This is a genomic window from Pseudorhodoplanes sp., assembly GCF_059499825.1.
This window is the reverse complement of sequence record NZ_JCABZI010000013.1, coordinates 45,308-58,502: the sequence shown is the minus strand read 5'-3', so window position 1 is coordinate 58,502 and position 13,195 is coordinate 45,308. Positions and strand designations below refer to the sequence as shown.

The 13,195-nt window shown below is 61.7% G+C and carries 14 protein-coding genes; 4 read left to right on the top strand and 10 right to left on the bottom strand.

The window, feature by feature from the left end; translation table 11 throughout:
• The first annotated feature begins 12 nt into the window (after positions 1–12).
• Positions 13–870 (top strand): archaetidylserine decarboxylase, encoded by an 858-nt coding sequence (asd, locus tag AC5I5I_RS18615; protein ID WP_495975420.1) that lies wholly within the window; start codon positions 13–15, stop codon positions 868–870.
• 13 nt (positions 871–883) lie between these two features.
• Here the strand turns inward: asd and AC5I5I_RS18610 are convergent, their stop codons facing one another.
• Positions 884–1,225: a hypothetical protein gene (locus AC5I5I_RS18610; RefSeq protein WP_495975419.1), complete on the bottom strand. Its 342-nt coding sequence runs from the start codon at positions 1,223–1,225 to the stop codon at positions 884–886.
• 175 nt (positions 1,226–1,400) lie between these two features.
• Here AC5I5I_RS18610 and AC5I5I_RS18605 point away from each other — a divergent pair, with 175 nt between their 5' ends.
• The gene (locus AC5I5I_RS18605) at positions 1,401–1,895 is read left to right on the top strand and encodes a YciE/YciF ferroxidase family protein (RefSeq protein WP_495975418.1); all 495 of its coding nucleotides are present in this window, start codon (positions 1,401–1,403) and stop codon (positions 1,893–1,895) included.
• Positions 1,896–1,966: 71 nt separating this feature from the next.
• Here AC5I5I_RS18605 and AC5I5I_RS18600 read toward each other — a convergent pair whose 3' ends face one another.
• A complete protein-coding gene (locus AC5I5I_RS18600) occupies positions 1,967–3,265 on the bottom strand; it encodes an FAD-dependent oxidoreductase (protein WP_495975417.1) in 1,299 nt (432 codons plus the stop codon).
• Between AC5I5I_RS18600 and AC5I5I_RS18595 the strand changes: the two genes are divergently transcribed.
• Both AC5I5I_RS18595 and AC5I5I_RS18590 read left to right on the top strand, forming a co-directional pair.
• Entirely contained in the window at positions 3,264–4,124 is an 861-nt protein-coding gene (locus AC5I5I_RS18595; RefSeq protein ID WP_495975416.1) for a response regulator, read from the top strand. The genes AC5I5I_RS18600 and AC5I5I_RS18595 overlap by 2 nt on opposite strands.
• Positions 4,121–4,630, top strand: a complete 510-nt coding sequence (locus tag AC5I5I_RS18590; RefSeq protein ID WP_495975415.1) for a hypothetical protein — start codon at positions 4,121–4,123, stop codon at positions 4,628–4,630. The genes AC5I5I_RS18595 and AC5I5I_RS18590 overlap by 4 nt, the downstream gene beginning before the upstream one ends.
• 27 nt (positions 4,631–4,657) lie before the next feature.
• Here the strand turns inward: AC5I5I_RS18590 and AC5I5I_RS18585 are convergent, their stop codons facing one another.
• The 8 genes from AC5I5I_RS18585 to AC5I5I_RS18550 all read right to left on the bottom strand — a co-directional run bounded on the left by AC5I5I_RS18585 (position 4,658) and on the right by AC5I5I_RS18550 (position 13,194).
• Positions 4,658–5,125, bottom strand: coding sequence for a hypothetical protein (locus tag AC5I5I_RS18585; protein WP_495975414.1), 468 nt, complete (start codon positions 5,123–5,125; stop codon positions 4,658–4,660).
• Positions 5,126–5,515, bottom strand: coding sequence for a response regulator (locus AC5I5I_RS18580; protein ID WP_495975413.1), 390 nt, complete (start codon positions 5,513–5,515; stop codon positions 5,126–5,128). It lies immediately after the preceding gene.
• A 58-nt stretch (positions 5,516–5,573) separates the two neighbouring features.
• Positions 5,574–7,847 carry a chemotaxis protein CheA gene (locus AC5I5I_RS18575; RefSeq protein ID WP_495975412.1) on the bottom strand — a complete coding sequence of 758 codons (2,274 nt, stop codon included), beginning with the start codon at positions 7,845–7,847 and terminating at the stop codon, positions 5,574–5,576.
• A 15-nt stretch (positions 7,848–7,862) separates the two neighbouring features.
• Positions 7,863–8,261: a response regulator gene (locus AC5I5I_RS18570; RefSeq protein ID WP_495975808.1), complete on the bottom strand. Its 399-nt coding sequence runs from the start codon at positions 8,259–8,261 to the stop codon at positions 7,863–7,865.
• A gap of 364 nt (positions 8,262–8,625) precedes the next feature.
• Positions 8,626–9,705, bottom strand: coding sequence for a protein-glutamate methylesterase/protein-glutamine glutaminase (locus AC5I5I_RS18565; RefSeq protein WP_495975806.1), 1,080 nt, complete (start codon positions 9,703–9,705; stop codon positions 8,626–8,628).
• A gap of 9 nt (positions 9,706–9,714) precedes the next feature.
• Entirely contained in the window at positions 9,715–10,359 is a 645-nt protein-coding gene (locus tag AC5I5I_RS18560; RefSeq protein WP_495975411.1) for a chemoreceptor glutamine deamidase CheD, read from the bottom strand.
• The gene (locus AC5I5I_RS18555; RefSeq protein WP_495975410.1) at positions 10,356–11,246 is read right to left on the bottom strand and encodes a CheR family methyltransferase; all 891 of its coding nucleotides are present in this window, start codon (positions 11,244–11,246) and stop codon (positions 10,356–10,358) included. The genes AC5I5I_RS18560 and AC5I5I_RS18555 overlap by 4 nt, the downstream gene beginning before the upstream one ends.
• Before the next feature lie 10 nt (positions 11,247–11,256).
• Positions 11,257–13,194 carry a methyl-accepting chemotaxis protein gene (locus tag AC5I5I_RS18550; protein ID WP_495975409.1) on the bottom strand — a complete coding sequence of 646 codons (1,938 nt, stop codon included), beginning with the start codon at positions 13,192–13,194 and terminating at the stop codon, positions 11,257–11,259.
• Position 13,195 lies beyond the last annotated feature (1 nt).

The window sequence follows — 13,195 nt, the reverse complement described above, 5'->3', positions numbered from 1 at the left end:
GAATACAGGATGATGACATTACGTAGACTGTTCGATCTCCTCAGCGAGGATCTCAATTTTCTCCTCACCAACCGCATTCCGCGGCGGTGGGCGACACAATTCATCGGCTGGCTAAGCAAGGTCGAGCAGCCGATCGTTCGTGACGCTGCCATCGGGATCTGGCGGCTGTTCTCGGACCTCGATCTGAGCGATGCGAAGAAGACCAGCTTCACCAGCATGCATGATTGCTTCACGCGAGAACTGAGGGAAGGCGCGCGGCCGGTCGATCGCGATCCGACCGCTCTGGTCAGTCCCTGCGACGCCACTGTCGGGGCTTGCGGGCGCATCACCGACGGTCAGCTGTTTCAGGTGAAGGGCCTGCCCTACCGGTTATCCGAACTCGTGGCCGACCCGGCCTTCGACGCTGCGTACCGCAACGGCCGCTACGTCACCCTGCGGCTGACGGCCAGCATGTACCATCGCTTCCACGCGCCCTATGACTGTGTTGTGGAGCAGGTGACGGCGATTTCCGGCGACACCTGGAACGTCAATCCGATTGCGCTCAAGCGCATCGAGAAGCTGTTCTGCCGGAACGAGCGCGCCGTCATCCGCACGAGGCTTCCGGGCGGCTGGCTGGTGACGCTGGTGCCGGTCGCGGCCATTCTCGTGGCCAGCGTCCGGCTGCATTTCCTCGATCTGACACTCGGGATGCACTACCGGGGCGCGCGCACCATCGGCTGCGACGTCACGTTATCCAAGGGCCAGGAGATGGGTTGGTTCGAGCACGGCTCCACCATCATCGTGTTCGCACCGGACGGGTTTGAACTGCAGCCGGGGGTGCAGGAAGGCACGAAAATCCGGATGGGCGAGCCGCTACTGCGGATACCGTGACGGAGCCGCCGCCTCAAGGCCTGCGGCGCTGCCGCGGCGCGAATGGCAGGACTGGAACCGTTCGTGCCGTGGCCTTGAGCTGGGGAACGAACTGGAATCCACCGCTGGCATTGACAACGCTCGTCTGGGTCACCACGGCGGGCCGGATCGAACGGATGTTCGCATATTCCAGCACCAGATAATCGCCGACGTTGTCGAGGATTTCCGCAAACTGGTCGCGGCATATGATCCTTTCGGCGAGTATCGATCCGGTGCGAGCTTCGATGATCGCCGCCTCCCCGTTTCGGCTCAGCACCGAAAGCGCTTGCTTCATCTTCTCCGAACGGACCGCAGCGATGGAAATGACCTTGCTCATGGCCGTGTAACTCCGTTATCCGGCAGCTGTTCCCGCAGACTGAAGTTGGTCGGAGCTGACGGATGGTCGGTTCATGACGTGTCGGCGGCTCAATTTGCGCTGGTGCAACCTGCCGGGGAGGAACCTTATGCCTCGCGCGCGGTTGCAACGGCATTCCCGACCGCTGGAGGCGTAAATGGCTGCCAAGGAAAAGACGCTGGAAGATCTCTTCCACGATACCCTGAAAGACATCTACTTTGCCGAGAAGAAGATCCTGTCCGCCCTGCCGAAAATGGCCAAGGCGGCTCACTCGGACGAGCTGAAAGCCGCTTTCGAAAAGCATCACACCGAGACCGAGGGCCAGATCGAGCGACTCGAACAGGTTTTCGAGCTGATGGAGAAGCCCGCCCGCGGCAAGACCTGCCAGGCGATCCTGGGCATCGTCGAGGAAGGTCAGGAGATCATGAAGGAGTTCAAGACGTCCGACGCGCACGATGCCGGCCTTTTGGCCGGTGCGCAGGCGGTCGAGCATTACGAGATTTCGCGCTACGGCACGCTCATCGCATGGGCCGACCAGCTCGGCATGCGCGACGCCGCCCGGCTTCTCAAGCAGAACCTGGACGAGGAAAAGAAGACGGACGCGAGCCTCAGCAAGCTTGCAGAAAGTTCGCTCAATCAGATGGCGGCCTGAAGCCGCCATTCTGTTCTTTAAACTGAAGGGGATCGGTCACGGTCCCCTTCCCATCTTGTTTTCTGTTCGGCCTAATCGAGATTCGCGGCAATACGCGTTCTGAGCGCCGCGATATCGATCTGCCGCACACTGCCTTGCCCCGCCAGATCCAGGGCATGTGCCGCTGCCGCCCCCATCGCGATACACGGTCCCATCACCCGGACGCTGGACAAGGCGGCGCTATCGCCGTCGATGCAACGGCCGGCGGCCACCACGTTGTCTGCCTCCTCCGGGATGAGCGAGCCCAACGGCACAGTATGCAGGTGATCGTCGTCGAATGGCTCCCAGGCCGTGCCATCGGCCCGGTCGTGCAGCTCGATCTGCCAGCCAGTGCGCGCAACGGCATCGGCAAACCGGGTGCCGGCGCGCACGTCGTCGACGGTGAGGTGTTGCCGACCCTTGATCCAGCGGGTCTGGCGGATACCGGGAAAGCCATAGGCGCGCACGCGCGCCTTGGAAAAAGTGTCGGGATATTCGGCCCTGAGAAATCGAACGACGTCGTCCGCCATTGCCTTGCCAAGGAGCGCGTTGTGGGATGCTGCGATCGGTTCCAGCGGGGTTTCCACATGCGTCAGGTTGATCAGCGAAATCCCACGGCCGGGAAAGACGAACGAAAATCCATCCCGCCGGACCAGACCATATTTCCCGCCCTTTTCTTTCAGGCGCGCGATCATCTCCGGACGCGCCGGATGGTTGGCCTCATCGATGCCTTCCAGCACTACCATCTGGCTGCCATAGAGCGGACCGTCCGCATTCTCCCGACAGGCGAAGCCGGCTTCAAAGGTCAGCGCCGCATCGCCGCTGGCATCGACAAATCCCGTCGCGGCGACCGTGACATCACCGTACCGCGTCGCAAATTCGATCGAACGGACGCGGCCACCATCCCGCACGACGTGGCGCATGACCGCCCCGAGCAGGACCGTGATATCGGCCTTGCGGACCGCCTCTTCGATCCAGCGCGACAGCGCGATCTCGTCATACATAACGACGGTGGTGTTGGAGGGACCGCCGCGCAGGTAGTGCAGCGCACCCTGCGCGCCGAGATCGCGGAGAATGCCGTCAGCGATGCCGTGGGTTATCTGGCGGCCATTATAGCCATTGGCGAACAGACCGCAGAACGTGCCGATGATCGAATTCACCGCCTGCCCGCCGAGCGCCGGCAGGCTATCTGCGAGTACGACCTTGCGGCCGAGAGCCGCCGCCTCCAGTGCCGCAGATACGCCGGCGATCCCCGCACCAACCACGCAGATGTCGGCTGTGACGGCTTGCGCACTTCGGCCGCTACTGCGCACGATCCGGGTTGCGGTCGAAAAGTCACGATTGGCTGCCATGGCATACTCCCCGGCACGCGTTCTAGATCACCGCGCCCGGCATTGGAACGCCGATACCGGCGCGGGCTTAAGGGACGTCGCCAAGCCCAGCCTCGAGAGCGGGCACAGCGAGCGGAGCTTGGCGCTACCGGCGCCGCGGGCAGTTCCTGCGTTAACCGCCCGTTATCCTCAATCGGCGATTAATATCGCTTGCCCATCGCGTATGACGCGTCCGGCGCCGACGCCTCGAGTGACTATCGTGCAAGCCGCTGAACCAAAGTCACGATCACTGAAGACCGCCTCGGTCAACCTGCGCGACCTCACGATCCTGATTGCGGATCCGGGCACCTATACCCGACGGGTTGTCTACGGGATGCTGCGCGGCTTTGGCGCCAATCGTATTCTCGAGGCTGCAGATGCGGCGGACGTTCTCTCCGCATTAATGCAGCAAAAGATCGATATTCTGATCCTCGATGCCAAGCTCCCGCCCCAGGACGGCCTCGCCGTCACGCTGGCGATCCGCCGTAATCCGGATAACGAAAATCGAACGCTGCCGATCCTGATCATGACCAGCGACGCCCAGCAATCGACGGTGAAAGAGGCTCGTGACGCCGGCGCCAGCATGGTGGTAGCCAAGCCGATGTCGCCGACGACGCTTTATGACCGCCTGGTCTGGATCGCATTCGACCGGCGCCAATTCATCGATTGTCCGACCTATTTTGGGCCCGATCGGCGCTTCAAGATCGAAGGCTATCCCACCGGCGTCGGCCGCCGGGCCAGCGACAAGACGATCGAGGTCTCGGACGCGACCGAACCCAACCTAGAACAGGACGACATCGATAGTCTGTTTCAGGCCGCGCGCGCGGGACAGAACGAATGACCGACAAAACCCCGACGAATGTGCGCATTTTTGCGGTCAAGACCCGATTTCAGGAACTGGCGCAGCGTCCGGGCGGCGTCCCGCGCGAGGTTGCGATCCAACAGGCCGATTCGCAGATCGAGGACTTCAGAACCGAGTATGTGGATTGGGTCGAGCACGAAGTGCAGGAACTGATGAAAGCGCTCCACGCCGTGGAGGGCGGGCAAGCGGACCAGGGGCAGGTCGAGGTGATTTATCGGCGCTGCCGTCAGTTGCGTGACACCGGCACAACCATGGGTCTCAGCCTGGTCAGCTTCATTTCCGACAATCTGTGCAGGGTACTCGACACCGTGAAAAACGGCGCGCCCTACGACGCCGAAGTGATCCAGTGCCACATGGATGCGCTCCTGCTTGCCAGGCAGGACGCCTATCGCAAGCTGGGACCCGAGCAGGTGCCGGAGATGACCAGCGGACTTCACCGCATGCTGGAACGCGCAAATCGCAGCCTGGCAGGGAAAAGCGGATAAAGCGAAGCTGACGTTTGGCTCGACTTCCTAGAAGATGATGTCGACCTCGAGCTCGGATTCCGACGGCTCCGGCAACGGCTGGAATACCGTTCCGAGCCCGTTTTCCAGCCGGTCCAGAAAGCGCTCCTTCAGGTCGGCCAACGTGATGTCGTGAATGACATCGCGACCGAACGGGACGCGCGGTCCATCGCCTGCCGCGGGAAGCAAGTTGGTCGAATCCGCATACCGCGCCAGCGCGCCGCTCAAGGCCTCGAACTCCTGCTTCAGCCGATCGAAGCTTTGCAGCGTCACGATCAACTCGCGATCGGGCCTTCCGTCGCGCGTGACGATATCGGTCACGCGGGCGACCGTGTCCTCCAACTCGCGAACGTTATCCAGAAACAGCGTCGCGAGGACGCCGAGCAAAGCTGCGATTTCCGATAGCGCGCCATCCGGCGCGGCGGTATCCGCCGGCTGGACATCCGGCTCGATACCCAACGCAGCACCGGCATTCATTTACGACAGCTTTCCCATAACCTGTTCGATTTTCTGACGCAGCACCTGAGCGGTAAAGGGCTTGATCAGATAGTTGTTGACCCCGGCCTGCGCAGCCTTGACCACGAGCTCGCGATCGCCGCGGCCGGTCAGCAGAATAAACGGCACACGCCGCACAACCGGATGCCCGCGCACGGCGCGCAGGAGGTCGAGTCCGTCCATCTCGTCCATGTAATAGTCCGACAGGATCAGGTCGATCGGTTGCAGCGAGGCGATTTCCATCGCCTTTTTCCCGTTCTCGGCTTCATGGATGAGACGGATGCCGATCTGCTCCAGGATCATCGCCGTCATCTTCCTCACGCTTTCCTGATCGTCGACCACCAGGACCTTAAGCGCCACCGCATTTGGCATTTTTCATTCTCCTCAACTCGACGGACGACACTGGGTCGGCCCTGCTCGTAGCCCAATGTCATGCAACTTTAGCGAATGTATTTCCCTTTTGCGCAGCGGCCGGCGAAGACGTCTCTACCGCAAGATCGGAGAGCTTCTCGACGTCGAGAATCAGCGCAACACTTCCATTGCCGAGGATGGTGGCTGCTGCGACCCCAGGCACCGGGCCGTAGCTTTCCTCGATGCTCTTGACCACGACCTGTTGATGTCCGCACAGCTCGTCGGCCACCAGTCCCAGCCTGGTGCCGTCGCCGGCATCCGTGATGATCACAACGCACTCACCAGACAGATCGGCGGAGGAGCCGATATGCAGCAGGTCGCCGAGATAGACCAGCGGCACAAGATCGCCACGCAGTTGCAGCATGCCGCGTGTCCCGACCAGATTGTTGATGCTGGAGCGCGGCGGCCGCAGACATTCCACAATCATCGACATCGGCATGACATAGGTTTCGCGACCGACCTTGATGACCATGCCGTCCATCACCGCAAGGGTCAGCGGCAACGAGAACTGGATGGTCGTGCCCTTGCCGCGAACCGACTGCATCGAAAGACGCCCGCCGATCTCCTGGATGTTGGTCTTCACCACGTCCATGCCAACGCCACGGCCGGATATGTCGGAGACGACATCGGCGGTCGAGAACCCCGGCATCATGATCAGATTGTTGATCTCGTCATCGGTGAGCGCTGCGTCCGCGCTCACCAAGCCCTTCTCGCGGGCTTTCTGCAGAACCTTCTCCGTGTTGATGCCGCCGCCGTCGTCACTCACTTCGATCACGATCCGGCCACCACGATGGTCGGCGGAGAGGCGGATCAGCCCTTCCTCGTTCTTTCCGGCGGCGACGCGGACCTCCGGCAGTTCAATGCCGTGGTCGACCGAGTTGCGAATGATATGGGTCAACGGGTCGGTCAGCCGCTCGATGATCGAGCGGTCCACCTCGGTCGTCTCGCCGGACAGCTCGAGCCGAATCTTCTTGCCCACCTTCTGCGCGGTTTCACGCACAAGCCGCGGCATCCGCTGGAAGACGGTGCCGACCGCTTGCGCGCGCATCGACATCAGTCCGTCCTTCAGCTCGCGGGTGTGATGAACCACCTCGTCCAGAATTTGGGAGAGCCGGTCGCTTACGCCCTCAGGCAGATCGTGAACGATCTGGCCGAGCATCGCCTGCGCGATGACAAGTTCGCCGACCATGTTGACCACGCGGTCGATCTTTTCGAGTTCGATACGTGTCGTGGTCGCCGCAGGTTTGCCAGGCCGCGCTGATCTTTCCGCAGGCGCGGCTGGTGAGGCCGACGCGCGGTCGGCCGGTGCGGGAGCCGCCTCTTGGGTCGGCTGCGGTTTCGGATCAGCCGCAGGGCGTAAAGCCTGAACAGGCACCGGCGCCGGCGTCGCAGCCGGCACCACCGGCGGGGCAACCTCCAGCACCGGAAGCGATTCAGCCGGCGCGGCCGAGCTTTCGGCAGCTACGGACTCGGCGGCGACTGCGCCGATTTCAGTGATGGCAATCTCGCAGTCGCCCACGAAATCGAAAATGTCGCTGAGCTGTTCGCGCGTCGCATCGGTGCGCAGCGTCCCGTTCCAGCTGAGATAGGCGATTTCCGGCCGCAACGATGTCAGATCCGGCAGCCGCTCGCAGTTTGCCGAGATTTCGAGGTGCCCGAGCTGGCGCAATTGCCGCATGACGAGCAGCGGATCGCTGCCATTCTTGAGCATGTCGGCATTGGGAGAGAATGCGATTTCGAACGACCGCGAGACCGGCTCTTCGGACGCAAGGTCTGCCATCACCGGCGTGAAGTCGATGCCATCGAAATCCGACATTTCGTCGGATCCGGCGTTCTCGCCATCCACCCGCACCGGAACGAAATCCAGGCCGTCGAAGTCCGCTGGGGCTTCCTCTTCACCCGAGGAATGATTGCCGAGCAAGCCCTCGAGCGACGCGCGGCAATCCTGGCCAAAACCTTCGGGAATAGTGTCGCCAGCGCGCGAAATCTGCACCAGATCGGAGAGGACGTCGCTTGATGCCAGCATGACGTCGATCACTTCGGTGGTGGCGACAAGGTCGCCGCGCCGGACCGCGTCCAATGTGGTTTCGAAGACATGGGCGAAACCAACCAGCGCCTCAAAACCGAAAATACCGGCACCACCCTTCACCGAATGCACCGCGCGGAACACGGCGTTGACGGTATCGTCGGAGCCGAGGCCTTCGCGCATATCGCTCAGGCCCTGCTCTATCAGTTGCATCCCTTCCGCGCATTCGTCGAAAAAGGTCTGCTTGAGTTGATCGAAACTCGCCATCGGCGTCGTCCTTTCCTAGCAGGCCACCTTGCGAACCGTGGCGATCAACCGCTCCGGATCGAACGGCTTCACCAACCAGCCCGTGGCGCCCGCTGCGCGTGCGATATTCTTCTTTTCGGCCTCGCTTTCGGTGGTGAGGACGAGAATCGGAGTTGTCTTGTGCTCGGGGCGCGCACGCAGCTGGCGCACGACCTCGTATCCGTCCATGCGGGGCATGTTGATGTCGGTGATGACGACGTCGACATTCTCGCGCTCGAGCATGTCGATGCCATCCTTGCCGTCGACGGCCTGAATCACGTCGAACCCGGCATCCACCAGGGTGAGCATCAGCATGTCGCGCATGGTCTTGGAATCGTCGATCGTCAGAATCCGCAGGTTGCCGATCGCAGACGCTGACTCTTCGATGATATCCATGGCCGAAGCATTCCCCTCGTCATGCGGCATCGACGCCTCCACCGGCGTTTCAGCGGCAGGTTCAGGTACTTCCTGCATGCCGAGGCTCCACTCGAGCCCGAGATCGGCGAAAGTCTGGATGAAGGCGTCCGATGGCTGATCGATCCAGACCTTGGTGTCCCGCTTGGCAGCCAGCAATATCTGGAGACATGGCAGCGTCAGCACCTCAACCTCGGACGCGTCCACCCGCACGCCGCCCACAGCCTGTGCTTCCCGTAGAATCTCTTCATGGAGCGTAATGGCGGCGGCCAGATCGAGCACCTTCGGCAGTTTCATAACCGTCCCCTCAATTCATCTCTAAAATCGTCATTGCAAATGGTCCGTCTCAACCCGCCTGTGCCATGCGCTGCGAGGCTGGCGATCCCATCTTGCCCTCGTAGGCGTCGAGAATTGCGTCAGCGACCTGGTTCAACGAACATTGGCGCATTACGGCACCGCGTTCGAATGCCACCTGCGGCATTCCGTAAATCAGCGATGATGCCTCGTCCTGGCCGATCGTCAGTCCGCCGGCCTTGCGCAATTCGAGCAGGCCATCGGCGCCGTCTTTGCCCATGCCGGTCAGAATAACGCCGATCGCGGATCGCCCGACGACACGTGCGACCGACCGGAACAGTACGTCGACCGACGGCCGGTGACCGCTTGTCGGCGGTCCGTCATCGAGTGCACAGCGATAGCCGGCTCCGGCCTTGACGACCTGCAGATGGTGGGAGCCCGGCGCAATGTAGACATGGCCCTGCTCGATCACGTCACCATCCACCGCCTCGGAGACCGCCATTGGACATTCGCGGTTGAGGCGCTGTGCGAACGCGGCGGTGAAACGTGGCGGCATATGCTGGGTGATTACGATGGGCGGGCAGTCCGACGGCAGGTTCATCAAGACCGTTTTCAGCGCCTCGACCCCGCCTGTCGATGCACCGATCGCTACGATCTTGCCGTTATGTCGCACCGTGCGAGCGGCTTTCTTGACCGCAGGAGCAGTCATGGCAGCTCGTGCGGACATGCGCGTGCGAGCGGCGGCCTTAATCTTGGCCTGCAACTCACTTGCCAGCGCCGGCAATGCGTGGGCAGCGTCGGCGGATGGCTTCGCGATGAAATCCACCGCTCCAATTTCGAGCGCTTCGAGCGTGATGTCAGCACCGGCCTGGGTCAACGTCGAAACCATGATCACGGGCATCGGCCGCAAGGTCATGATCTTGCGCAGGAACGTGATGCCATCCATGTGCGGCATCTCTACATCGAGCGTCACCACATCAGGGTTGAGTGCCTTGATGCGATCACGCGCAGCGTACGGATCGTCCGCAGTCCCGACCACTTCAATCTCGGGGTCGGAGGACAGCAAGGTGGTCAGCAGCTGCCGAATCAATGCTGAATCGTCGACGATCAAAACTCGTACCGGCTTACCCATCACCCGCCCCTAATTGTCAAAAAGCTCGATCTCGCCGGCAGGCGCCCGCGTCGACAGACGCTTTGAGTGCTCCAGCTCGTCCCGCGCAACAGCGCCGGTCGCGTCGCGGCCGAGAAGGCGTCGCACCACGCGGCCTGTGGCCGGCGAATAGTGAATTCGGCGAGGGAAACGCCCGCCTAGATCCTGAGCGACACACCGCAGTCTTTCAGCTTCGAGGTAACGCAGCGCAAACTGCGCGTTGTCGCTTCCAACCGCGATGTTGCTCTCGGTTACGTTGCCGCCACCGAACACCTTGATTTCAAGGTTCTCGCGCGAACATCCCATCTTCATCAGTTCATTGATGAGTTTTTCCATCGCGAAATTGCCGAAGCGGGTCGACTCGGGATCGCGGCCCCAGCCGCCGGTGCGTCCCTGTGGCAGCATAAAATGGTTCATGCCGCCGATCCCAAGACGCGGATCGCGAATGCACGCCGCCACGCATGAGCCCAGCACCGTAACCAGCGTCTCGTCGGCGTCCCCGGTCACGTAGAACTCTCCCGGAAAAACCTTAACCATCCATGTTCCGGCGGACGCGTCGTAAAATCGGCGCGTGCCCGCGGCCCCCGCCTCATTCCGTCCACTAGCGACCGCTCGGGCCGCTACCGCCGCGCTCATGCCTTCCTCCGGTAGGTCGTGCGGCCGATAAGCTGCAGCTCGGGATGCGTCCCGTGAAACGATTCCGAATGGCCGATGTAAAGAAAGCCACCCGGCTTGATGCTTTGGATAAACCTGTCGATCAACGCAGTCTTGGTCGCATTGTCGAAATAGATCATCACGTTGCGGCAGAAGATCGCGTCGAACTTTCCATGAAAGGGCCAGGGATCCATCAGATTGAGCCGGCGGAATGCAATCAGCGAACGGAGATCTTCGCTCGCCATCAGACTGTCCGCATTGCGGCCTTCATTCGCCGGCTCGAAATAATCGCGGTAGACGCGCGGGACACTTTCGAAGCCGGAGCTCGGGTAGATTCCTCGTGCAGCTTTGGCGAGCACATCGGTGTCGATGTCGGTCGCGAGAATGCGGATATCGTGACGTGCCCCCTTCGGCATTTCATGCCGCACCACGGATGCGATCGTATAGGGCTCCTCGCCTGTCGAGCAGCCCGCCGACCAAATCCGGAAGCGTCCATCGCCTCGATGGCCGCCTTTCAGGAACGGTTGAACGACCTGGCTGCGAAGATGATCGAAGTGATGCGACTCGCGGAAGAATTTCGTGAGGTTCGTGGAGATCGCGTTGATGAAGCTTTCCAGCTCGGCATTGTTCTCCGCGAGATAGTCGCGGTATTGCCTGAAGGCCGTAAAACCCAGGGCGCGCAATCTGCGCGAAACCCGCGTGTAGACGAGATTGCGCTTGCTGTCGGACAGCGCGATCCCGGCATGCTCGCGGGCCAGTGCCACGAGGCTGCGGAAATCCGCGTCCGAGAAGACGAACTCCCGCGGCGCGTCCGGAATGGCGACTTCCATCGATCCGATCGCGACCGCGGCGTTGTGAGGTTTCCGCACCATGATCGTCCTAGAACTCTTCCCATTCCTGTTCGGGTGACTTCGCGAGCGCGGTGTTGCCGCGGGTCATTGCGGCGGCCGGACGTGCCGCCGGCCGTTGGCCCGATTTCGAAACATGTCCACGCGAGGCGCCGGCCGACATGCGCGCGCTTGGCTGGGGCATGTCATTTCCGACCCGGAACTTGCTGACGCTCTCGGTCATCATCTGTGACTGCTCTTCCAGAGCCTTGGCGGCGGATGCATTCTGTTCCACCAGCGCGGAGTTCTGCTGTGTCACCTCGTCCATCTGGCTGAGCGCAATATTGACCTGCCCGATTCCGGTCGACTGCTCGCCGCTTGCGACAGCGATGTCCGAGACGATCTCGGCGACCTGCCGGATCGACGCGACGATCTCCGCCAGGGCGGCGCCGGCCCGGTTCACCAGATCGACGCCTTCCTGCACCTGGCTCGAAGAGTTGCCGATCAGATCCTTGATGTCCTTGGCTGCCTGCGACGACCGCTGTGCAAGGCTGCGGACTTCGGACGCCACCACCGCAAATCCGCGGCCGGCCTCGCCTGCTCGTGCGGCTTCCACCGCAGCATTCAAGGCCAGCAGGTTGGTCTGCCGCGCGATTTCGTCGATGACGCCAATGATGTCGGAAATCTGCTTCGAGCTTTCCTCGATCCGCGCCATCGCATCCACGGCCTGCGCCACCACGGCGCTGCCGCGATCGGCGACATCCTGTGTTCCAATCGCAAACTGATTGGCCTGCTGTGCGTTCTCTGCGTTCTTCTTCACCGTGGTGGAGATTTCCTCCATCGAGGCCGAAGTCTGTTCCAGGCTCGCCGCCTGCTCTTCAGTGCGCTGAGACAGATCCGCGGTCGAGGTTGCGATTTCCGTCGCGGTGTTGGTGACGTCGCGGGTCGACGCGGAAATAACGCGCATCGTGTCCTGCAATTGCGCGACGGTCGTATTGAAGTCGTCCCGAAGCTGCAGATAGCTTTCAGTGAAGCCCTCGTTCAGTCGAACCGTCAGATCGCCGGACGCGACCTGTCCGAGACCGCCTGCGAGCGCTCGGACGACGCCCGCCTGCTCTTCGGCAATGCGTTCCTGCTCGCGGGCATTGCGTTCGCGTTCGCTTTCGCTCTGCTGCCGCTGTTGCTCGCTGACAGCCTCCAGCCGACGCTTTTCGATCTCGGCGTCGCGGAAGACCAGAACCGCGCGTGCCATCTTGCCGATCTCATCGGCGCGAGCTTCATCGGGAACCACGATATCCACCTTGCCCTGGGCGAGTTCGCCCATGGTACCGACCAGACGGTTAAGCGGTCCAACGACGCCACGCCAGATTGTGAAGATGCCAAAGGCCGCGATCAGCAATCCGAGCAGGCCCAGCACCGCCATCAGGATGGTCGTGCGATACATGTCCGCTTCGATCATCTCATGGCCACGCGCGGCGGTCTGCGCATAGATTCGCGCAAGAGCTTCCATATCCTTGTTCAGGGCCGTCCGCACTTCGCGGTTCGCGTCGTTGTCGCCGTATTCGCGTGCCGCTGCAGGATTTATTTCGACGCCACGTCTAACCGTCTCCCGACGGAATTCCTGAAACTGGGCAATTCGCTTCGCAAAAGCGTCGAACTGCTCACGATCGTCGGCGCCGACGAGCGTCTGCCACTCCTTGACGATGGTCCCGATCTCATCGGTAAACTTGAGAAGACCCGCGCCGAATCTTTTCGCGGTTGCGGCATCCGGCGACATATAGATGCCTCGGGATTCCATCACCACGGCGTAGATCAGGCTGTTGACCCGTTCGACGTTGCGCGCACCGATCGATGCGGTCTCGATCTCGCGCTCGCGTTCCATGAACGAGCGCGAGTTGAAGACCGAGATGAAAGCCAGCGTCGCAATGATCAGCGTCATCGCGGTGAACAAGCCGTACAGCTTGGTTGAGATCGAGAGTTGCTTGAACATG